Raw genomic sequence first — 22,576 nt, 5'->3', positions numbered from 1 at the left:
CGCGACGAATTGAGCGATATAGGTGCTTATTTGCCTCTGGTTTCCGCGAGGTTCAAGAAAAGAAAACCAGAAGGGAAAAAAGTAGGTATTAGTATGATCAATGAACTATGCCGTGTTTACCTATTTGTTCTCAATAAATCTACGTTCTCAATAAACACGGCTAGACAGACTGATACTGATTAACCGGGCATAGAGCCACGGCTCAGCAGCGCATAGCCTGCAGCAACCGCAATCATGCACAGCACCAGATTCAAAATAACGTTCATGGCTGCCCGCAGCCAGAATCCTTGAGTAAACAGCGCCAAGGTATCAAACGAGAACGTAGAAAAAGTGGTTAACGCCCCCAGAAAACCAACCGCAATCAGTGGACGCCAATGAGGAGAAATTAGCGTGCCAGTATTTAGCGCCGCAACCAATAACCCCATGATAAAGCACCCCACAACGTTCACCGTCAGCGTGGCGTAAGGAAATGAATTCCCAAACCAACCGTTGAACCAGTTGGTGATTTGAAAACGGGTAATAGCTCCCACGGCGCCACCAAAGGCAACAATCAGTAGTGTTAGGCCATAGCTCATGGCGTGCTCCTTGATAATAACAAGCATGTTATAGATGAAGACTGTCAGCAGAGGCGATTTGATTAACCACAGGGAGAGGATTTCAGCCCGGCAGCCAAGCGCTATCGCTCTGAATAAACAGAGAAATAAAACTCAAACTTCTGCCAGGCGTCATCAGCGAAAAGAGAGAACTCTTTTGGCGGTTTTTAGTTGCCGAGAATTGAGCAACCAACGGTGGAGCACCATCACCGATTGAATTATAGATTAAGCCAACGATTCTTTACAACGCACAATCACTTAGGTGAAATCATTTGGCGTTGGTTACGCCGTCCAAATGCACCACGGGGTTTTCGGCAAACAGATAGCGATCGACGTTAAACTCGAAGTCATCGGTGGTCGCTTGGAAAAGCATTTGCTTCGTATTTTCCAAATGTTGCCACATCGCCACTTTCGCGCCGTAGGGATCTTTACGCATCAACGCTTTGAGGATCTTGTCGTGGTCTTCACACCAGCTTTCGATCGACACATCGTCGATATGTTCATGAAGCTTTAACCAATACGGATTATGGATACGCTGGCTCCACATTTGCTCGACGATAGTTGCCATGGCCGAGTTCTGCGTCGCTAAAGCGACCTGTACGTGAAATTTCAAATCCCATTCAGAATCACGGAAACGATCTTCCTGACGCGCATGTTCCTGAATTTCCATCAGCGCCACAATATCCTGCTTGGTGACCTGAGTGGCCGCAAACTCGGCAATATTACTTTCAATCAGCTGGCGTGCTTGCAGCAGTTCAAACGGCCCTGCGCTCGCAAACTGAATATTGCGATTAGGCTGAACCAGCGTTTTTGGCTGATTGCTGATGACATGGATGCCCGAACCTTTACGCACCTCAACATAGCCCTCAACCTCCAGCATGATGATAGCCTCGCGAACCACGGTGCGGCTCACGTTCATCTCTTCGGCGATATAACGCTCGGCTGGCAGTTTCTCACCCACAGGGTAAACGCCTGATTCGACGCGCTGTTTCAGCTCTGCGGCTAACTGTTGGTACAGTCTTCTGGGTTCTGTGAATTCCATTTATGGTGCTCTATTAAGGTTAAGAGTGGGCAAAGGCTGTGATACATGCAGATTTAAATCTGTTATACCACTTTTCCAATATGGGCACCAGAGAGCCCAACGCTCTGGTGATAGGGAAAAATGCAGATAAAAAAATCCGCCGATAAACGGCGGATTTTAAGGATACGGTCGATAAGCTAAACCGTTAGTACATCAAATAAATTACACCGTTGCTTTCTGATGACCCGATGCAGCCTCAACTTCTTCCGCCGTACGGTTTTGCAGCACCGTCCAGATGACTAGTGCGCCCAGCAGGTCGAAGACCGCTAATGCTGCGAACAGCGGGCTAAAGCCAATGGTATCTGCCAATGCCCCGACGACTAGAGCAAACATGGTACTCGCGGTCCATGCGGCCATCCCGGTCAAGCCGTTGGCCGTCGCCACTTCATTACGCCCAAAGACGTCGGAAGATAGCGTGATCAAAGCGCCAGACAGAGACTGGTGAGCAAAACCACCGACACACAGCAGAGCGATTGCCGCATAAGGGCTGGTGAACAAGCCAATCATGCCAGGGCCAATCATCAGAACCGCCCCCATGGTGACAACTAACTTACGCGAAACAATCAGGTTTACTTTGAAATATTTCTGGAACAGCGGAGGCAAATAGCCGCCCAGCACGCAACCAACGTCAGCAAACAGCATTGGCATCCAAGCAAACATCGCAATTTCTTTCAGGTTGAAGCCGTAAGCTTTAAACATGAATAGCGGGATCCAGGCGTTGAAAGTCCCCCACGCAGGCTCAGCCAGAAAACGTGGCAGGGCAATACCCCAGAACTGGCGGTTACGCAGAATTTCCCATGCAGACATACGCTTAGCGTTGTTGGTTTGGTGATGTGCTTCCTGACCATTCAGGATGTAATCACGCTCTTCATCAGACAGTTTTTTCTGGTCTTTCGGGTGTTTGTAGAAGATTAACCAGCAGATTGCCCAAATCAGGCTGAGTGCACCGGTAATAATGAAGGCCATTTCCCAGCTGTGTGCCACGATAGCCCATACCACTAATGGAGGCGCGATCATCCCACCAATCGATGAACCTACGTTAAAGTAGCCAACGGCAATAGAACGCTCTTTCGCCGGGAACCATTCGGAAGAGGCTTTCAGCCCAGCAGGGATCATCGCGGCTTCAGCCATACCCACCGCACCACGTGCGATAGCCAAACCACCCCAGCTACTGGCTAATGCGGTCCCCATACAGAATACCGCCCACAGGATGGCAAACAGTGCATAACCCACCTTCGTTCCCAGCACATCAAGCACGTAGCCCGCAACAGGCTGCATGATGGTATAACACGCAGAATACGCAGCAATAATATAAGAGTATTGCTGGGTGGTGATATGCATGGTGTCTTGTAAGGTCGGCGCAGCAACGGCAATGGCGTTACGAGTTAAGTAACCTAATACAGTCCCCACGGTAACCAAGGCTATCATGTACCAGCGTAAGCCTTTAATTTTACGCATTTAAACTCTCTCCCAGTATATCCCGTAACCTTCAAGCGACATCAGCATTGGCCGACTTCCGACACCTTGAAATTGTTTGGGCTTAGAACTCTGCCTTGTGGAACGCCTTTGGCGATGTGTGCAAGGCTGCAATGAACCGCGCTTGTGACTGCGCCGCGTAATAACTCTCCATATTGAAACGGTGATAGCGTTACGTGTGAGGTACGCATCTACCTTATTCATCTGCGCTGTGGTTCTAAAACTACGGCTCTAGATGGAAAGTTCGGACGTTCCTGTTCCGACTTTGAATTGGTTTTCTGGTGCTTGGTAAATAGATATTGGTCAAACCACTGCTCATGATTGGTTAGGGCAATACTCATTTCGCAGCGGTGGCTAAGATAACTTGTCATACAGATTTAAAAGTTGAGAGCCATCACAAAAACCATTTTTGGATTAAGGAATAATAAACACACACTTTAGCCACGCAGAAAAGTGGCTTCATAAGCGAAAGTGCTGAGTAATTATTCTGTTTTGTCGCTTTCATTAGGCTAATCGCGGAAAAAGTTCTGGACGAGCGCCATAATTGGTGTGATAACTTTAGCCGCAAAAGAATAGCTCACCGAAGCGTTACGCTCCTGAGGAACCCGATTATGTCGCAGTTTTTAACCGAAGATTTCTTGCTTGATACCGAGTTTGCGCGCCGTCTGTACCACGGGTACGCGGCTGAACAGCCAATTTTTGACTATCACTGTCATCTCCCTCCTGAGCAAATTGCACAGGATTATCGGTTTAAAAACCTGTATGACATCTGGTTGAAAGGCGACCACTACAAATGGCGTGCGATGCGCACCAACGGCGTTGCCGAACGCCTGTGCACCGGTGACGCAAGCGATCGTGAGAAGTTCCAAGCATGGGCTGAAACCGTTCCTCATACCATTGGTAACCCGCTTTATCACTGGACACACCTAGAATTGCGTCGCCCATTTGGCATTACCGGCACCCTGCTCTCTGGCGCAACGGCAGACGACATTTGGAATCGCTGTAATGCGCTGCTAGAGCGCGAAGAATTCAGCGCTCGCGGCATCATGAAGCAAATGAATGTCAAAATGGTTGGGACGACGGACGATCCTATTGACGATCTGAGCCACCATAAAATCATCGCGGAAGACAGCAGCTTTGACGTCAAAGTGCTACCGAGCTGGCGTCCAGATAAAGCATTTAACATTGATGCCGCGATCTTCCCAGAATATATGCAAAAACTGAGCGCCGCGGCTGACGTTGATATCCGTAAGTTCAGCGATGTCTGCGATGCGCTTAAAATCCGGATGGACCACTTTGCCGCACATGGCTGCAAGGTGTCTGACCACGCACTTGATGTGGTTATGTACGGCGAAGCCGACGAAACCACATTGAACGGCATTCTGACCCGCCGCCTAGAAGGCAAAATGCCAACTGAGCAAGAAGTTGCCCAGTTTAAAACGGCCGTACTGCTGTTCTTGGGTGCCGAATACCATAAGCGCGGTTGGGTGCAGCAATACCACATTGGCGCACTGCGTAATAACAACTCTCGCATGTTTGAAACCGTTGGCCCTGATATCGGTTTTGACTCTATCCATGACGCGCCGGTGGCCTTTGCTCTTTCTCGCTTGCTCGATGCGCAAAGCCGCTCTAGTGGCCTAGCCAAAACCATTATCTATTGCCTGAATCCACGCGATAACGAAGTCATCGGCACCATGGTTGGTAACTTCCAAGGCGAAGGCATGGCGGGGAAAATGCAGTTCGGTTCTGGCTGGTGGTTCAACGATCAGAAAGACGGTATGCAACGCCAGATGACTCAACTCGCCCAGTTGGGTTTGCTGAGCCGCTTTGTTGGCATGCTCACCGATAGCCGCAGCTTCCTGTCTTACACCCGTCATGAATATTTCCGTCGCATTCTGTGCCAAATGATTGGACGTTGGGTGGCCGATGGTGAAGCACCGGCAGATATCGAATTGCTGGGTAATATGGTGAAAAACATCTGCTTCGATAATGCCAAAAACTATTTTGCGATTGAGTTGTAATTATCCTAGGGCGGTTTAGCCGCCCCTTTTTTTTCTATACCCACAATAAATCGAGTTGCAGGAAGGCGGCAACGCAGTGAATCCCTAGGAGCTTACTTGAGTAAGTGACTAGGGTGAGCGAGGAAAGCCAACGCAAATGCAACTTGAAGTATGAAGGGTATAACACCCAACGCTTGTTCCTTTTATATGTTGAAGGCCGCCAAATCGCGGCCCCTCTGAGGTAGATCCAGAATGCAAACTCTTAATCGTCGTGATTTTCCCGGCCGCCAGCACCCAGACAAAGTGATTCAGTTTGGTGAAGGCAATTTCCTACGTGCGTTTGTAGACTGGCAGTTGGATCTGCTGAATGAGCATACCGATTTGAATGCGGGCGTGGTGGTTGTACGCCCACTAAACAGCGATTTCCCGCCGTCACTCAGTACGCAAGATGGTTTGTTTACCACCATTATTCGTGGTTTAAACGAACAAGGCGAAGCCGTTCGTGAGTCTCGCATTATTCGCAGCGTGAACCGCGAAATCAATATGTATCAGGACTTTGATGCTTATTTGGCACTGGCGCATGATGCCAACATCCGCTTTGTGTTTTCGAACACCACCGAAGCAGGCATCAGCTATGTCGCCGAAGATAAGCTGACCGATACCCCACCAGCCAGCTTCCCAGCCAAGCTGACACGCTTACTGTACGAGCGTTTTTGCCATTTCGACGGCGCAGCCGATAAAGGTTGGGTATTGCTGCCATGCGAGTTAATCGACTACAACGGTGAAGCGCTGCGCGAACTGGTGTTGCGCTACGCTCAGCAGTGGGATTTACCGTCAGCATTCATTCAGTGGTTAGAGCAAAGCAACACGTTCTGCTCAACGTTGGTAGACCGCATCGTGACCGGATATCCGCGCGACGAAGTCGAAGCATTGACGAACGAGCTGGGCTATCAAGACGCATTTTTAGATACCGCAGAACACTTTTACCTGTTTGTCATCCAAGGCCCACAGTCACTGGCACAGGAACTTCGTTTAGATGCCTTTGCCAAGGATCATAAACCGCTAAACATTCGCATCGTGGATGACATCAAGCCCTATAAAGAGCGCAAAGTAGCAATCCTGAACGGCGCTCACACCGCATTGGTTCCAGTGGCATTCTTAGCCGGACTTAACACCGTGGGCGAAAGCATGAACGACGCTCAGATAACCGAGTTCGTCGAGAAAGCGATTAGCCAAGAAATCGTACCGGTGCTCGATCTGCCTGCCAATGAACTGAAATCATTTGCTGACGCAGTGCTAAGCCGTTTCCGTAACCCGTTCATTCAGCATCAGTTGTTATCCATTGCGTTAAACGGTATGACGAAATACCGCACCCGCATTCTGCCTCAGGTGCTGGCTTACCAGCAGCAAACGGGCAAACTGCCACAGCGTTTATGCTTTGCACTTGCCGCGTTGATCGCGTTCTACCGTGGCGAGCGCGATGGCGAAACCTATCCATTGCAAGATGATGCGCATTGGCTCGAGCGTTATCACTCTGGCTGGAGCGCAGTAAAAGCAGGCGGTGAAAGTCTGGAAAGCTTCGTGCAAAAAATCCTGAGCGACGCCGATCACTGGGGACAAGATCTTAACCAGATCCCTGAAATGACCCAAACCATCACCGGATACTTGCAGCAAATTGAACAGCACGGTATGCGTTCTGCCGTTTCATCATTATCCGTTACTGCCTGAGCTGAATTGAATTATGCAAAATATGCCAAGCGTTATTAAAATTCATCCACTGGATAATGTCGCCGTTGCCCTACGCGATCTCAACGCGGGTGAAACCCTTAGCGTGGAATCACAGCCCATTCATCTGCTGAGCGACATTGTTCGTGGGCACAAATTTGCCCTCACGCCGTTAGCATCGGGTGAGATGATTGTGAAATATGGCTTGCCCATCGGCCATGCCTTAACGGCGATTGCCGCGGGTGAACATATTCATTCGCAAAATGCGAAAACCAACCTCAACGATCTGGATCAGTACCAATACCAGCCAGATTTTGCCGATCTTCCCGCGCAGATGGCCGATCGTGACGTACAGATCTACCGCCGTCAAAACGGCGATGTAGGGATCCGCAATGAACTTTGGATCTTGCCTACCGTTGGCTGCGTTAACGGGATGGCTCGACAGATGCTAACCCGCTTTTTGAAAGAAACCGGCGATGCAGAAGGCATCGACGGCGCTTATTTGTTTACTCATCCATTTGGTTGCTCACAGTTGGGCGACGACCACATCAATACCCGCACCATGCTACAAAACATGGTGCGCCACCCTAACGCCGGAGCTGTCCTGGTGGTTGGGTTGGGCTGTGAGAATAACCAAATTGCGGCTTTCCGTGACACGCTGGGTGAATACGATGCCAGCCGCGTGCATTTCATGGTATGTCAGCAACAGGATGACGAAGTTGAAGCCGGCATCGAACATCTGCATCAGCTTTATCAAGTGATGCGCAACGATCGCCGTGAAGCGGGCAAACTCAGCGAGTTGAAATTTGGCTTAGAGTGCGGGGGATCTGATGGCTTATCCGGCATTACCGCTAATCCGCTGCTGGGCCGTTTCTCCGATTATGTGATCGCCAACGGCGGCACCAGCGTTCTCACTGAAGTACCTGAAATGTTTGGCGCTGAGCGTATTCTGATGAGCCGTTGCCGCGATGAATCAACGTTCGAAAAGACCGTCGACATGGTTAATAACTTCAAACAATACTTCATCGAACACAACCAGCCTATTTATGAAAACCCGTCTCCGGGCAACAAAGCAGGCGGTATCACCACGCTGGAAGAGAAATCCTTAGGCTGTACACAAAAAGCAGGACAGAGTCAGGTTATCGACGTGCTGCGCTATGGCGAAAGGTTAAAAACGCCGGGGCTGAATCTGCTAAGTGCACCGGGCAACGATGCGGTTGCCACTAGCGCGCTGGCCGGAGCCGGATGCCATATGGTGCTGTTTAGCACCGGTCGCGGTACGCCATACGGCGGCTTCGTTCCAACCGTGAAGCTGGCGACCAATACCGAAATCGCCACCAAAAAACCGCACTGGATCGACTTCGATGCGGGTCAGTTGTTGCACGGTAAAACCATGGATCAGCTATTGGCTTCATTCATCGATATGATCGTCAATATTGCCAATGGTCATCAGACGCGTAACGAAATTAATGAATTCCGTGAGCTGGCCATTTTTAAGAGCGGTGTAACGCTGTAAAGCCGTAGTCACGTCGCTCGCAAAAACGGCGTTCGTATGAGCGCCGTTTTTCTATCTGAAGCGGCATGAAGAAGGAATTAAAGGGAGTTAGATATGCACAGCTACGAGTGGTTTGCGCAGGGCGTAGGGGTTTTTGCTTTTCTGGTGGGTATCACCACTTTTTTCAATCGCAATGAGCTGCGCTTCAAATACCAACTCTCTATTTATTCAGCCATTATTGGTCTGCATTTTTTCCTGATGGGTGCGCATTCAGCCGCCGCTGCCGCCGAACTTAATGCCATTCGTACCGTGATATCTACTCGTACACGCAGCAATTGGGTGATGTTTATTTTTATTGCCCTCACGCTGGGATTTGGCGGCTATAGCCTACAGCACGCAATGGAGCTGCTGCCAATTATCGGCACCGTTGCCAGTACTTGGGCGCTCTTTCGAACCAAAGGATTAACCACGCGCTGCGTCATGTGGTGTTCCACGGCTTGCTGGGTCACACATAATATTTGGCTGGGCTCGATTGGCGGTTCACTGATTGAAGGGAGTTTTTTGCTGATGAACGGCTTCAATATTATCCGTTTTCGCCGCATGCAGCTGCGCGGTATCGATCCGTTTAAAGTCGAAGGTAAGGCTTAGTTACTGGGGGAATTAAAACCTCCAGCCCGACAAGCGGGCTGGAGATTGAGTAAAACCATTACAGCGCGAGGAAGAACCCGGCGATTGTGGCGCTCATCAGGTTTGATAACGTTCCTGCGGCCACCGCTTTCAGACCGAAGCGGGCGATATCATGACGACGCGTAGGTGCCATGCTTCCCAAACCTCCGAGCAGAATAGCCACCGAGGAGAGGTTCGCAAACCCGCATAGTGCAAAGGAGATAATCGCTTTGGTATGGTCGGAGAGAACCTGTAAGCCCGCAGCGGCAACTTCCGCATCCGCTTTGAGATATTCACCAAAGTTCATGAATGCCACAAATTCATTCACGATAATCTTCTGACCAATGAAAGAACCCGCAATCTGGGATTCGCTCCACGGCACACCAATCAGATAAGCAATCGGCGAGAACACCCAACCTAAGATCAATTCCAGCGAAAGCTGCGGATAGTCGAACCAGCCACCGATACCGCCCAGCATACCGTTAACAAGCGCAATCAACGCGATAAACGCCAACAGCATCGCGCCCACGTTCAACGCCAACTGCATACCAGACGCCGCCCCCGCCGCCGCCGCATCAATCACGTTGGCCGGACGATCTTCTTCAGCAATCAGCGCCGCTGCGTCAGTTTTGTCGTGGGTTTTTTCTGTTTCAGGCACAATCAGCTTGGCAAAGAGTAAGCCGCCCGGAGCCGCCATAAATGACGCTGCAATCAGATACTCCAACGGCACGCCCATTTGCGCATAACCTGCCAATACCGAACCCGCCACCGAAGCTAAACCGCCACACATCACGGCAAACAGCTCAGACTGCGTCATGGTGGAAATATATGGGCGAACCACCAGCGGTGCTTCAGTCTGACCCACAAAGATATTTGCAGTTGCAGACAGTGATTCTGTGCGAGAAGTGCCCAACAGTTTCTGCAAGCCGCCGCCGAGTAAACGGATAACGATTTGCATGATGCCGAGGTAATACAGCACGGCAATTAATGAAGAGAAGAAAACAATAACGGGCAAAACACGCAGTGCGAATACAAACCCGCCACCGCCGAAGACTTCAAACATTTTGTCAGACACCAACCCGCCAAAAATAAATGAAATCCCTTCATTTCCGTAGGCAATCACGTTGGCGACGCCGGAAGACATGGCACCCAACACATCCCGCCCAGTGGGGACATAAAGCACGAACGCGCCGATAACGACCTGAATAAGAAATGCGCCAATCACGGTGCGTAGGTTGATAGCACGACGATTGCTCGAAAGTAGCACGGCAATCAGAATGAGTACCGCCATCCCTACCACGCTCATAATAAGTTGCATGGAATAGTCCCTGTAACGCGTTAGATTTTTTGATTGAGTATCGACGAAAGATTCACATTGCCGATGGCGGCGATTATACCGAGGAGAGAAGAATTATTGGTCAGCGCTGTCACAGTTTTATACAACCTGAAGCATCCAAAATCATTAAAATGAGACATCCATCACATCAATAAAAATGAATAATTCAGCTGCATTTAGAATAGTTAGCAATGAATCTAAAACTACGCGGAAATACCGAATAATCTATCAGTATTTACCAATATGGCCTCAGCAATCACTGCGGGAGATTCGGGCCTGAGCTGGCATAGCGTTTCGAAGACCTGACGCACACGTTCAGGGCGGTTGGGCTGGCCTTGATAACCCGCCAATGGCATGTCGGGCGCATCGGTTTCCAGCAGTAATGCACTTAATGGCAATTGGGCAATCACCTGCCGCGTTTTCTGCGCTCGTTCGTAGGTTATCGTGCCACCAACGCCAATAAAATAGCCTAACTTGATGAAAGCCTGTGCCTGAGAAAGGCTGCCAGAAAAACCGTGCACAACGCCACATCGCGGCACCGCTGCGTTTCTCAACTCACGAGCCAACTGATCGTGGGAGCGACGCGAATGCAGGATCACCGGTAAATCATATTGCTTCGCCAGTTTTAGCTGGGCTTTTAGCAACGTGATTTGTCGCTCAAGCTGTGGATCGTCCATAAACAAATCAAGGCCAATCTCACCGATGGCCACCAGCTTATTGGGTTTCTGCGCCAATGCTTGCACCAGAACATCAATATCATGCTCATGATGCTGGGCAATATACAGCGGATGAAGACCTAACGCGGCGTACAACATCGGGTAACGGTTAGCTAGTTCAAGAACTTGCTGAAAGCGCTGTGCGCTGATGGTTGGAACGATGATGCTACGCACTCCCTGTGCGTAGGCTAGCTCAAGGCTTTCGGACTCATTACCGCTAAAGGGCGGGAAATCAAAGTGACAGTGAGTATCAACGAACTGCGCATCAGTCATAGGTTCTGTCACGTCGAACTGTCCTGCGAAGACGGTTTATCTGCTTTTTTTGCAGTACTCGGATCAATGGTGGTTTGCCGAGCACTTTTATCCAGTTGCACGCTGTCAGGTAATATCAGGGACTTCTCCGCCACCATATTGGTTTGCGGTTCCGGCAGAACAATGCCATTTTTAGCCGCCGAATGCGTTGCCGCCACAATCGGCATTTCAGGAGAAATAGTATCTGATGGCTGTAGTAGGCGACGAGAGAACGCTCGTTTGTCTACATTAGGCTGATCTTCTCGTGGCAATAGCCAATGCCCAACCGTAGCTAAGAAATAGCGACCGCAGCGGCGTCCGAGATGATAATCCGCATTTAAGGCAGCAATTTTGCTCCCTAGCGCATGGCTCGCCAGCGGTTTGGGTGGATAGATTTCAAACACCCTAACCTTACCCGGCGGTTTCTCAATGAAGCGCTGAATGCGACGGTAGCTTTTCTCATGGTACTTCATCATTTTGACCATCTGCTGCAGGCTACTTTCACCCAGCAGAGCTTCCATTCGACGCATCCATTTGGGCGTGTAGAACATTTGCGATGGCACGGTACGTATCACCACAATGGTATCGGCTCCGCGTCGATGGGCTTCGCGCACCGGGATTGCATCGCTGATCCCACCGTCTTGGTAACTCACACCGTCGAGCTCCACGCCCCAGCGATAGAATCCTGGGATGGCGCTGCTGGCTTTGATCACATCGAGCCAATTTTTACGCTGCGCAGGAAAATAGGTAGGAGCGAAATCTTCAGTGCGGCTGGCACACATCAATAACTGGCGGCCATCGACTAAATGTTGTTCCGCATAATCCATCGCTAACGGCAGGTCGTTCGCGGTAGCTTCAATTAACCAATCAAGATCGATTAAGTGCCCACCACGGACAAAACGTAGCGGATTAAAAAAATCAATTGAAGTGGTGTAGCGCGTGATGACGCGTCGTGCGTAGCCCGGTTGGCCACAGACAAAAGCGGAAAGGTTTTGTGCCCCAGCAGAAGTGCCGAGATAGAGATCGAAGGGGTTGAAGCGCGCGCGCAAAAATTCATCCAGCACGCCAGCGGTAAAAATACCGCGCTGACCGCCGCCTTCACATACCAGCGCAATTTTACCCGGCTGGTAGGGTTTGTACGCTAGCGGCTCTATATTGCCCAGCGTAATCGGTATTCTGTATCCCAACCATCCATCCTCAATGAGTCTTCACATCCTCCGAGGATACCCTGTCTTGCGCAATTCCGTAATCCTCTTGCAGCAATCCAAGGAGGCAATCATTGTTGCCAGCAAGCCATTCGCCGTCACTGCCAAGCCATTCAGCCAGAGTAGACCTGACTTGACCGCGAATCTGTTTCCACTTACCGACAACAATGTCACCGTTCATATTTACAAACCTTTTGTGCTTTCCATTCAAAATGGATGGCGGATTTGGTGTTGATACCCCCATCGCTCATGTCTAATGTCCTAACAATGAGCGCTAAAGGTATCCTTACCTAAGGACGACGACGCCCTGTAAATAGGCTGACCAAGAACAGAATAATACCCACTACGAACACCACTTTAGCTGCCCATGCCGCTGTACCGGCCAGACCACCAAAACCTAATGCTGCAGCGATTAATGCAATGATTAAAAAGATAATTCCCCAACGAAACATATGCTCTCCTTACCTTGCCTAAAATAAAAATGAAGTGTCGACCAACGACGCTCTTCTCTTTGTTTCTAAAAGGTCTTTGTTTCTCATAGGTAATCACACCGAACGCCCCACGCCGTGGTTCGTCCGGGGAAAGCAGATTACTGTTTTACCGTCAGATCATTTTTAACGCTTTTTACACCTTCCACCGCGCTAGCAACACTTTCAGCACGATCGGATTCAGCTTTGGTTTTCACCGTACCGGAAAGCTGTACCAAGCCATTTTCGGTTTCCACTTTCACATTACGTGATGGGACGATGTCATCAGCCAGTAATTTCGCTTTTACTTCGCTAGTGATCGCCGTGTCGCTGGCGTATCCGCTAACGCTGGCCTTGGTGCTGTCTTTCACGTGCAGTTTATCGCTCACGGATTTAACGCCTTCAACACCTTTCGCCAGAGTCACTGCGCGTTCTGCCTGATCTTGTGAAGAGACAAAACCGTTCAGGGTAACGACACCTTTGTTGGTATTTACAGAGATATCGTTGCTTTTGATATCTTTGGCATCAACCAATGCACTTTTAACTTTAGCGGTAATCCCGCTATCGTCCATGTAACCATCAACTTTCTTCATGGAGCTATCGATTTTCGCACCGGTAGAGTCAGCCGCGCTTTGTGCTTTCTGCATTAAGGTTTCTTCTGCCATAGCACTACCGCTAACCAGTACAGAACCTAAAACAATTGCCATCATTGAACGTGCAAACTTGGTATTTTTCATCGATTTCTTCCTTTTGATTTCAGTAACGGCTTAACGCCGTGGGCCGTATTTCTTTCAGCCCTTAATCACATCGTCTCATCGGAGACTCGCTGTGCTAATGCTTAAAAACGTAGCCTATCGTTCACCATCGGCTCAGCAAGAAGCAGTTAAAACCAGCAATTAACAAACAAACGATTAACAAATCACAGTATGAAAATACGTCTTGTAGACCACACCATCATCCATTTTTCAAACTATCAATCGTTAGTCTGCTGATTTAAAATCAATACGTTATGCTTCTCGCTTTACCTTGGTGAAGCACTCGACTGTAAAACTAATCTAATCAAATCGATTAATTCTCGGTGTCATGCGCTACTGGATTAACTATAGCCCAGTAACAAAAAAATGCAGTTTAGATCACAATAACCGGCGTTTTTTTGTGCAAAAAAGCGGCTTATTAAGACGATTCTGCGAATTTTGGGTATAAAAAAACCGCACAGGAGTGCGGTTTATCAGCAAATTCAGCAGAAAAATTACACGAACAAAACGATTAATGCTCGCGAGTTTTGCGGAATTTCACTTCAGGGTAGCGTTCGCTAGCCAGATTAAGGTTGACCATCGTTGGCGCAATATAGGCTAAATTATCACCGCCATCTAACGCTAAGTTCAGCTCGTTCTTACGTTTAAACTCTTCGAATTTCTTCACGTCATCGCACTCAACCCAACGAGCGGTTGATACGTTAACGGATTCGTAGATAGCTTCAACGTTATATTCGCTTTTCAGACGTGCTACCACCACTTCAAACTGCAGCACACCGACCGCACCCACAATCAGATCGTTGTTGTGAATTGGACGGAACACCTGCACCGCGCCCTCTTCAGACAGCTGAACCAAGCCTTTCAGCAGCTGTTTCTGTTTCAGCGGATCGCGCAGACGAATGCGACGGAACAGCTCTGGCGCAAAGTTCGGAATACCGGTGAACTTCATATCTTCACCCTGAGTGAAGGTATCACCAATCTGAATCGTGCCGTGGTTATGCAAACCGATGATGTCGCCCGCATAGGCTTCTTCAAGGTGTGAGCGGTCACCAGCCATAAAGGTCAGTGCGTCAGAGATCACCACGTCTTTGCCCGTGCGGACCTGACGCAGTTTCATGCTTTTTTCATAACGGCCAGACACCACGCGCATAAAGGCTACGCGGTCACGGTGTTTTGGGTCCATATTGGCCTGAATTTTAAACACGAAACCGGTGAACTTCTCTTCATCAGCACTGACCACGCGGGTATCGGTTTTGCGTGGCATTGGCGCAGGAGCCCAATCCACCAAGCCATCAAGCATGTGGTCAACACCGAAGTTACCCAGAGCCGTACCGAAGAAGACAGGGGTCAATTCACCATTAAGGAAATCGTCCTTATCAAACTCCGCGGCAGCGCCTTTTACCAACTCCAGTTCACCACGCAGCTGATCTGCTAGATCTTCGCCAACGGCAGCATCCAGATCTGGGTTGTCCAAACCTTTAACGATGCGGACTTCCTGAATGGTGTGGCCTTTACCTGTTTGATACAGATATGTTTCGTCTTTATACAGGTGATAAACACCCTTAAACGATTTACCACAGCCGATTGGCCACGTGATTGGCGCGCACACAATACGCAGCTCGTTTTCGACTTCGTCCAGCAACTCCATCGGATCGCGAATTTCGCGGTCAACTTTGTTCATGAAGGTCAAGATCGGCGTATCACGCAGGCGCGTAACTTCCATGAGCTTACGGGTACGATCTTCGACGCCTTTTGCCGCATCGATAACCATCAAGCAGCAGTCAACGGCGGTCAGGGTACGATAGGTATCTTCAGAGAAGTCTTCGTGCCCTGGGGTATCGAGCAGGTTTACCAAACAATCGTGGTAAGGGAACTGCATCACCGAGGTGGTAATCGAAATACCACGTTGTTTTTCCATCTCCATCCAGTCAGATTTAGCATGCTGGTTAGAGCCGCGCCCTTTTACCGTACCCGCGGTCTGAATAGCCTGTCCGAATAACAGAACTTTTTCAGTGATCGTGGTTTTACCGGCATCGGGGTGAGAAATAATTGCGAAAGTGCGGCGTTTAGCCACTTCGCGAGCGTATTCACTAGGAGACATGTTTTTACGTTCTATCGTTAGCCACCCTGCGCCAACGCCCGTAATTCAGGCGATTTATTGTTACGCAAAGCGGGAATAAAAAGGGTTATAACCTAAATAATTCGAGTTGCAGGAAGGCGGCAAGTTTGTGAATCCCTAGGAGCATAGATAACTATGTGACTAGGGTGAACAAACGTAGCCAACGCACATGCGGCTCGAAGTATGACGGGTATAGCGGGCTATTTTCCCTGATTTAGTCAGGTTAGACAATCAATCGTTTTTTAAGCGCTAAGGCACAGCGATGCGGAAGTCGGAAGAGAGGCTCGCCCAATGGTTTTTTAATACGATTTTATGTTCCTCCTTCATTGGCAATTCTTCGAGCATAGAAGGCCAAATTTGCCGTGCTGTTGAAATAGCATCTTGCAAATGAACCGCAATGGCGGGCCAAGCAATTTGAACGCGCTCAGTCCAGCGTTCAAAGGTCGATAGTTCAATGTGTTGCCAGCGTTTTTCTTTTGCCATATTTAAGGCAACGCTGTCCTCACCTGCAACGTAAGGTAACGTCGTCACAATATCATAGGCCGGAGATAGCCGACCATTTAAAGTATCGCGGTAGATCATCGTCCAGTTTTTTAAATGAGCATCGCCGTTGGCCAGCAAAATATTCGCCAGCAGACGACGGGCCATTTGCTGTACATCAGCCAAACCACCTGCACCAAACCGGTACATCAAGGCAGCCACCATTTCATAGTTATAGCGACCATACTTTTCATGTGGATAGACACCCAATATCTGTGCAAAATCCTCGGTGTGTATTCTGCCCGTTTCACCGCGATCAAACCGGCGAATGGCATATGCATAGCGTTCATCCGGTAGATTGATCTTGGGTAAATTATCTAGCTGAGACAGTTCGACTAATTTAATTTCTGGGATCTCAACGCCAATCGCCTTTGCCAGCGTCATCGCCGTAAATTCATTCTCCGGTACGTGGGCATGAATCGTTGAAGGCGTTTTGATAATCCAGCTATCGCCATCGGTGTCTGCACTGACATTAAAGCGGTTGTCTCGGCTTTGAGCGGAAAATTTCATCTGCACACCGGCCAAAGAAAACTTATCCGCCTGATGGCGAAGCTCAATCTGAACCGCTTCTAAGCGTTCACCACGAGCAGACAACGCCCATGCAGGAATATCACCCAACGTGAGAGGTTTAGCGATAAGCGCACCGGGCAAATTACCACCGGTATAAGCAAGTAGCGGAAACTCGGCGTCATGGTGCAACTTTAACGTTCGCGTCATTAAGTCTCGTAACGCCCCTTCAGAAAGGAGGTTAGACAGCACCGGCGGCAATCTCATGCTCGCCCTGAGCGGTAACTGTAAATAGTGAGGATTGATGACTTGTTGTAACGTAAGAATAGGACGAACCGAGGGTGGCAACGCGGCATATTCAGGATCAAAGGTCAGAATATTATGACTGCTCGCATAATGTGTCAGAACCCCAACCCGTTGTTGGTTGAGATACAACGCTAATGCCTGAACGGACTCCGTTTGCCTCATCACCGCTAGTCCTCTAATTTACGCAGAATATCTTGCAAATCCTCATTCTGAGGCTGAGTTTGCGCCTCCGAAGCCGTTGGTTTCAAGCTGACAGCGAGCAACTCGTCCACCGCAATAACTTTATCCCGCGGTACCAGCATCAGCTCCAAATCCATCCCTTCCAGCACCCTAAGTAGAGTCGACAAGCGTGGATCGCCCCCCGCTTCAATACGCTGGTATTGCTGCTGTGACATGCCAATTTTCATCAGCATATCTTTTTGATTGAGATCGAGCTGTTGCCGGCGCAGTTTAAGCTGGCTGGGTAGCTCAGAGAGGTGTTTCATGGCGATAAACTCAGCGTAAGACAATAACAACAGATTAGTTGTTAATCATGCCATTAACAACTAATGAATTGTTTTTCACGCCGAATACAACTTAACAGTTGTAATTACAGCAAATAACAACAAAATCGTTGTTTTGCAGATCAGCCCAGCGGTAACGCCATAATACGGGCGTCTTCGCGGCCATCGGCGGTTGGGTAATAATTGCGGCGTATTGAAACTTCGTTAAAGCCAAGCGACTCATAAAGCGCTATCGCGGCGCGGTTAGAGTCTCGGACCTCTAACCACAATGTCACGATGCCTTTTTCCTCAAGCCCTACAATTAACGCGTCCAGTAATTCACGCCCAAGCCCCTTGCGTTGGAACTCTGGAGCAACGGCGATGTTGAACAGTGTGGCTTCATCAAGCACCACCTGCGTAATCGCAAAAGCGGCGAGTTTTCCGTCGCACTCTAATTTTAGATTGTAATAACGCTCCCCATGATTGCTGAGGAACGTTTTTTCCGTCCACGGAAACGCGTGGCTGGCACATTCGATGTCAAAAGCCGCTTTAAAATCAGCCTCGGTGAGAGGTGAGATCTCACCCTTTAGGGAAGAAATGTTGTTCATCATGACAAATTTGCTGCCATAGCGCGCGTTTGGCGCCTGAGTTATGGTAAAGCGCACTGAGCGCCGGAGAATGCAGCGTGGCGCTTGCGCGTTCGGTAGCCGGAGGATCGCCTAGCCACCAAACATAATATTCTGCACCATCATTAAGCATGGCGTACTGTTCTGGCGTGAGAATAACCGCCTGATCCGGCGTAAGCATCAATGCCTTGAGAACGTCGCACAACAAAACGTCGTCGGGAGAAATCGGCTCCGCAGAAACAATTAACAAGCGGGTCGAGCTAGGTACACTCACCGCAATCTCGCCATGCAGCGCCGTTGGACGCCGCAGCACCCACTGAGTAATACCAAGCTGCTGTAAAAGAAGGTCGCGTCGGGTGGCCATACTGTCCTGCTAAAGTGTCAAAGAGACGTTAAAGAAACGATATTGCCGCGTATTCTAGCAAAGCTAGCGAACCCGCGTCATTAAAGCTCAATCTCCTTGTTGCACGAAGCGGCGCGGTGTTGGCTGCAACTCCACGTAGTTTGGGTATATACTGCGCGGCTAGTTAACCTAAGGAAACACGTTTAATGTCATTATTTACCCCTGCCAGCGAAGTCATTCTGCGCCACAGCGAGGAATTCGAATCACGCCGAGTCCTCTTTGCAGGCGATTTACAAGATACCCTGCCAGCACAGTTTGAAGCGGCAGAGGTTCGTGTTCACACCAATCAGTATCATCATTGGCAGCAGTTGAGCCGCACGATGGCAGAGCGCTGCCAGTTTGGGTTGACGGCTGATGCAGAACTGGTTGCCGATTGCGACACCCTGATTTACTACTGGCCCAAGAGCAAGCAAGAAGCACAGTTCCAGTTGCAAAACCTGTTCTCTTTGCTGCCGGTTGGCACTGAATTGTTTATCGTCGGCGAAAACCGCGCGGGCGTGCGTAGCGCCGAAGGTGTTATCGAAGCGTTTGGCCCGCTGAATAAAATCGACAGCGCGCGCCGCTGTGGTTTGTATCACGGTCGTTTAGAAAAGCAGAGTGATTTCAAGCTCGAAGACTGGTGGGAAAACTATCAGACAGGCAGCCTGACTATCGCCACCTTACCGGGTGTATTTAGCCGCGACGGGCTGGATGTCGGCAGCCATCTGCTGCTGTCTTCGCTTGAACCACACATGAAAGGCAAAGTTCTAGACGTCGGCTGTGGTGCAGGCGTGCTGTCTGCCGCAATGGCAAAAATGTCACCGAAAATTAAGCTGACGCTAAGCGATGTCAGCGCTGCTGCGCTTGAATCTAGCCGTGCAACGCTTGCCGCCAACGATATTCAGGGCGAAGTGATTGCCAGCAATGTCTATTCCGACATTACCGGACGCTTTGACATGATCATTTCGAACCCACCGTTCCATGACGGCATGCAAACCAGCTTAACCGCTGCAGAAACGCTGATCCGCGGCGCAGCTAAACAGCTGCAAATTGGTGGTGAACTGCGTATCGTGGCTAACGCCTTCCTGCCTTATCCGCAGCTGTTGGACGATGTTTTTGGCGCTCACGAAGTGCTGGCGCAGACCGGTCGTTTCAAAGTGTATTCAGCACGCTTAGGCCGTGCTGCGATGGCCAAGAAAAAACGTTAATTTCTGCTTTTAGCTGGTAAACCTCGGTTTACCAGCGCCCCACTGACTTTTCTGCATGCCGTGCTATTGATCACGATAATTCATTGTCCTATCGTGATTTACAAAATAAATGCCCACATTTTCAGCAAACGCGCATCAAACAAGCATTGATGGGGAAATAAGTGTTGACGTAACCGCGAAAATCTCTAGAATTCGCCTCCGTGGTTATGTTGCTGCAAGGCGACGTAAACGGTATGCGAAGGTGGCGGAATTGGTAGACGCGCTAGCTTCAGGTGTTAGTGTCCTTACGGACGTGAGGGTTCAAGTCCCTCTCTTCGCACCAAATAACCACGATGATTTATGCTTCACAGCATCTTGCGAAGGTGGCGGAATTGGTAGACGCGCTAGCTTCAGGTGTTAGTGTTCTTACGGACGTGAGGGTTCAAGTCCCTCTCTTCGCACCAAGCTGGTGAGCATAGTCAAACTGCAGTACAGAAAAGTAATCTGATGTGCGAAGGTGGCGGAATTGGTAGACGCGCTAGCTTCAGGTGTTAGTGTTCTTACGGACGTGAGGGTTCAAGTCCCTCTCTTCGCACCAACAGATTGTTTCTTCTTCCTCAGCGAGTCTTCTTAAAATCCCTCTATTTTACTATTCGCTTTCAATTTAAATAATTTCTCGCTCGTATACCCGCATATTAAATCCCAAAGTAATTGTAATTTAATGAAATTGTCGCTAACCCTCCCGCCAGAGCCAGCCCTGATGGAAGCAGCACATAGTTGCGCAGACGTGGATTAAACAGCATCGCCAACGTGACCAACATGGCCAGCACCATCATGCCTTTTAAAAAAGATAGATTCAGATTGGAAACAATCAGCATGGGCAGCACTAACGTCGGCAAGCTTATCCCCCAAATCCCGCTAAGAGATTTGCAGACCCATAAACTTATCCCCCACACCACCAGAAACGCCATCGCAGCAATCAGCATAATCCGCACCATAAATGATAATAATTCCCAATATCATATACTGAGTCATAAACCGTTTCACCCATGAATTATGTATGTGTAAAGGCATTAAATCGGCAGGACACGCAAAGGCACTGTACGATATTCACTCAAAAAAAGGCGATATAACCCACATTGATTACAAGCGCATGACATCTTAGATCAAAGCTGTTAGTTTTATCGCCACATCAGACATCCCTAAGAAAATTCTTGTCTAACAGCTAACATATTACTGCCATTTTCTATTTTTATTTTGAGCGATATTGACAGTCACGAGCCTTATTTAATGAACGCAAAAAACTACGACGACCTATTAAATAGCAAAAGCCATATGACATTCTTGCTATTTATCCTGTTAAATGGTGCTACATCGTTTTATGCGCTGCTCAATCCATTACAGACAGATCCGCCGTATACGTTTGCAGGCATTGGCGTTTTTGTCTTTTGCCTATTCTCGTCCATATCATTGATATGGCATCGCGACAAATATCTGCTGAAGCTCAACGTTGCTTCTCTATTGCTAGGATTGCTATGGTCGTTTCATATAGCAGCTAAATATCAGCATGTTGACGCCAACAGCCATGAGTTTTTATTGATCAATCTGTTCAGCATATTTTTTATTGCAGCCGTCGCGCTTTCTGACAACTTATTAGCGTTTTGCCTTAATGCCGTTCCCGTCGCAATAACCGTTATTGTGTTGGAAGATTTCCACAATATGACGCGTATTTTATTCGTTCTCACATTACCGATCATTGCGTTGTCATTGCATCACGCAATGACGCGGCGGCGTGAGGCATTTACACGCAGACTAGTCACTCAGTTGGAGCAAGACAGAGCGCGATTCAGCGATCTCAGCATGATTGATCCCCTTACCACGCTGCTTAACCGCCGTGGCCTCGAGTTTCAATTCCATCATATGGGCAGCGATTGTGACACTGAGCATAAACACTTTGTTGTCATGTTAGATATTGATTTCTTTAAACTCTATAACGATCACTACGGGCATCAATACGGTGATATAGCATTAAAAAGTATTGCTCAAATTATCAAAGAAGCCGTTCGTACTAGAGATTTAGCCATTCGTTATGGCGGTGAAGAGTTTTTACTTATTTTACGCGATGCGTCTGAAAGTCTCGCGATACAAATATGTGAGCATATTCGTTTGCATGTAGAACAGTTGGCGTTAATCAATGAATACCAGCCAAATGGAAGCAACGTGGTAACAATTTCAGCGGGGCTTTCAGAGATGCATGGCAATAATTTAGAAAATGCCATAACGCGTGCCGATCAAGCGCTGTACATATCAAAACAGAAAGGTCGTAATAGAGTTTTATTGCAAAAAGAAACCTAATTTCTTTTTATAATCTGCTAGATAGGAAAATAATTTCTATCTAGCTAAGCACAACCTATTCGTAGATATGTTGATTAAAAGATAAATTATTAAAAAAAATATAGTCCCGTAACGTAACTCACCGTCCTTTACTTGCCGACATTGTGGCGTCAACGATGTTTATGCTGGTCATTTAGCTTAGCCATCACCACCAGTTTTCAATTTTCACCTAAATGAGCGCTATGACACATTTCGTTCAACCACCATCTTGCGATTGATAATAGTTA

Annotated in this window: 20 protein-coding genes and 3 tRNA genes; 9 read left to right on the top strand and 14 right to left on the bottom strand. The window is 48.7% G+C overall.

The window, feature by feature from the left end:
• Window positions 1-179 precede the first annotated feature (179 nt).
• The 3 genes from crcB to CPY98_RS03230 all read right to left on the bottom strand — a co-directional run bounded on the left by crcB (window position 180) and on the right by CPY98_RS03230 (window position 3,132).
• Entirely contained in the window at window positions 180-575 is a 396-nt protein-coding gene (gene crcB / locus CPY98_RS03240) for a fluoride efflux transporter CrcB (RefSeq protein ID WP_025799091.1), read from the bottom strand.
• Between the two features lie 286 nt (window positions 576-861).
• Window positions 862-1,635: a transcriptional regulator ExuR gene (exuR, locus tag CPY98_RS03235; RefSeq protein ID WP_040046220.1), complete on the bottom strand. Its 774-nt coding sequence runs from the start codon at window positions 1,633-1,635 to the stop codon at window positions 862-864.
• A 201-nt stretch (window positions 1,636-1,836) separates the two neighbouring features.
• On the bottom strand, window positions 1,837-3,132 hold the full coding sequence (locus tag CPY98_RS03230) for an MFS transporter (protein ID WP_043490884.1): 1,296 nt from the start codon (window positions 3,130-3,132) through the stop codon (window positions 1,837-1,839).
• A gap of 629 nt (window positions 3,133-3,761) precedes the next feature.
• Here CPY98_RS03230 and uxaC point away from each other — a divergent pair.
• The 4 genes from uxaC to CPY98_RS03210 all read left to right on the top strand — a co-directional run bounded on the left by uxaC (window position 3,762) and on the right by CPY98_RS03210 (window position 9,018).
• Window positions 3,762-5,171, top strand: coding sequence for a glucuronate isomerase (uxaC, locus tag CPY98_RS03225; protein ID WP_043490882.1), 1,410 nt, complete (start codon window positions 3,762-3,764; stop codon window positions 5,169-5,171).
• 231 nt (window positions 5,172-5,402) lie between these two features.
• A complete protein-coding gene (locus CPY98_RS03220) occupies window positions 5,403-6,878 on the top strand; it encodes a tagaturonate reductase (protein WP_096386334.1) in 1,476 nt (491 codons plus the stop codon).
• Between the two features lie 22 nt (window positions 6,879-6,900).
• On the top strand, window positions 6,901-8,391 hold the full coding sequence (locus CPY98_RS03215) for a UxaA family hydrolase (protein ID WP_096388709.1): 1,491 nt from the start codon (window positions 6,901-6,903) through the stop codon (window positions 8,389-8,391).
• A gap of 93 nt (window positions 8,392-8,484) precedes the next feature.
• Entirely contained in the window at window positions 8,485-9,018 is a 534-nt protein-coding gene (locus tag CPY98_RS03210) for a YgjV family protein (RefSeq protein ID WP_025799079.1), read from the top strand.
• Window positions 9,019-9,076: 58 nt separating this feature from the next.
• On the opposite strand, the gene CPY98_RS03205 is transcribed toward CPY98_RS03210, so the two are convergent.
• The 10 genes from CPY98_RS03205 to CPY98_RS03155 all read right to left on the bottom strand — a co-directional run bounded on the left by CPY98_RS03205 (window position 9,077) and on the right by CPY98_RS03155 (window position 18,750).
• Window positions 9,077-10,342: a NupC/NupG family nucleoside CNT transporter gene (locus CPY98_RS03205; protein ID WP_172863857.1), complete on the bottom strand. Its 1,266-nt coding sequence runs from the start codon at window positions 10,340-10,342 to the stop codon at window positions 9,077-9,079.
• A 233-nt stretch (window positions 10,343-10,575) separates the two neighbouring features.
• Window positions 10,576-11,361: a TatD family hydrolase gene (locus CPY98_RS03200; RefSeq protein ID WP_096388708.1), complete on the bottom strand. Its 786-nt coding sequence runs from the start codon at window positions 11,359-11,361 to the stop codon at window positions 10,576-10,578.
• Window positions 11,362-11,369: 8 nt separating this feature from the next.
• A complete protein-coding gene (locus CPY98_RS03195) occupies window positions 11,370-12,566 on the bottom strand; it encodes a patatin family protein (protein WP_096386332.1) in 1,197 nt (398 codons plus the stop codon).
• A gap of 308 nt (window positions 12,567-12,874) precedes the next feature.
• Window positions 12,875-13,036 carry a DUF1328 domain-containing protein gene (locus CPY98_RS03185; RefSeq protein ID WP_004846733.1) on the bottom strand — a complete coding sequence of 54 codons (162 nt, stop codon included), beginning with the start codon at window positions 13,034-13,036 and terminating at the stop codon, window positions 12,875-12,877.
• A gap of 137 nt (window positions 13,037-13,173) precedes the next feature.
• Window positions 13,174-13,788 (bottom strand): molecular chaperone OsmY, encoded by a 615-nt coding sequence (gene osmY / locus CPY98_RS03180; RefSeq protein WP_025799072.1) that lies wholly within the window; start codon window positions 13,786-13,788, stop codon window positions 13,174-13,176.
• 529 nt (window positions 13,789-14,317) lie between these two features.
• Window positions 14,318-15,907 carry a peptide chain release factor 3 gene (gene prfC, locus CPY98_RS03175; RefSeq protein ID WP_096386329.1) on the bottom strand — a complete coding sequence of 530 codons (1,590 nt, stop codon included), beginning with the start codon at window positions 15,905-15,907 and terminating at the stop codon, window positions 14,318-14,320.
• A gap of 267 nt (window positions 15,908-16,174) precedes the next feature.
• Complete coding sequence (locus tag CPY98_RS03170; RefSeq protein WP_043490864.1) at window positions 16,175-17,443, bottom strand: type II toxin-antitoxin system HipA family toxin; 1,269 nt, start codon at window positions 17,441-17,443, stop codon at window positions 16,175-16,177.
• Between the two features lie 2 nt (window positions 17,444-17,445).
• Window positions 17,446-17,763, bottom strand: a complete 318-nt coding sequence (locus CPY98_RS03165; RefSeq protein WP_043490861.1) for a helix-turn-helix domain-containing protein — start codon at window positions 17,761-17,763, stop codon at window positions 17,446-17,448.
• A 140-nt stretch (window positions 17,764-17,903) separates the two neighbouring features.
• On the bottom strand, window positions 17,904-18,371 hold the full coding sequence (rimI, locus tag CPY98_RS03160; RefSeq protein ID WP_080723901.1) for a ribosomal protein S18-alanine N-acetyltransferase: 468 nt from the start codon (window positions 18,369-18,371) through the stop codon (window positions 17,904-17,906).
• Window positions 18,340-18,750: a DNA polymerase III subunit psi gene (locus CPY98_RS03155; RefSeq protein WP_063585869.1), complete on the bottom strand. Its 411-nt coding sequence runs from the start codon at window positions 18,748-18,750 to the stop codon at window positions 18,340-18,342. The genes rimI and CPY98_RS03155 overlap by 32 nt, the downstream gene beginning before the upstream one ends.
• 185 nt (window positions 18,751-18,935) lie before the next feature.
• Here CPY98_RS03155 and rsmC point away from each other — a divergent pair, with 185 nt between their 5' ends.
• From rsmC to CPY98_RS03135, 4 genes are all read left to right on the top strand, one after another.
• Window positions 18,936-19,976: a 16S rRNA (guanine(1207)-N(2))-methyltransferase RsmC gene (gene rsmC / locus CPY98_RS03150; protein WP_025799065.1), complete on the top strand. Its 1,041-nt coding sequence runs from the start codon at window positions 18,936-18,938 to the stop codon at window positions 19,974-19,976.
• Between the two features lie 235 nt (window positions 19,977-20,211).
• Window positions 20,212-20,298 (top strand) — tRNA-Leu (locus CPY98_RS03145).
• Between the two features lie 34 nt (window positions 20,299-20,332).
• Window positions 20,333-20,419 (top strand) — tRNA-Leu (locus CPY98_RS03140).
• A 47-nt stretch (window positions 20,420-20,466) separates the two neighbouring features.
• Window positions 20,467-20,553, top strand: a tRNA-Leu gene (locus CPY98_RS03135).
• A 97-nt stretch (window positions 20,554-20,650) separates the two neighbouring features.
• Here the strand turns inward: CPY98_RS03135 and CPY98_RS03130 are convergent.
• A complete protein-coding gene (locus tag CPY98_RS03130; protein WP_043490854.1) occupies window positions 20,651-20,941 on the bottom strand; it encodes a DUF1435 family protein in 291 nt (96 codons plus the stop codon).
• Window positions 20,942-21,245: 304 nt separating this feature from the next.
• On the opposite strand from CPY98_RS03130, the gene CPY98_RS03125 reads away from it, so the two are divergent.
• On the top strand, window positions 21,246-22,310 hold the full coding sequence (locus CPY98_RS03125; RefSeq protein WP_043490852.1) for a GGDEF domain-containing protein: 1,065 nt from the start codon (window positions 21,246-21,248) through the stop codon (window positions 22,308-22,310).
• Window positions 22,311-22,576 lie beyond the last annotated feature (266 nt).

This window comes from Hafnia sp. CBA7124 (assembly GCF_002355555.1).
Lineage (GTDB): Bacteria > Pseudomonadota > Gammaproteobacteria > Enterobacterales > Enterobacteriaceae > Hafnia > Hafnia alvei.
Note: the sequence above shows the minus strand (reverse complement) of the source record. Positions and strands in the feature narration are given on the sequence as shown.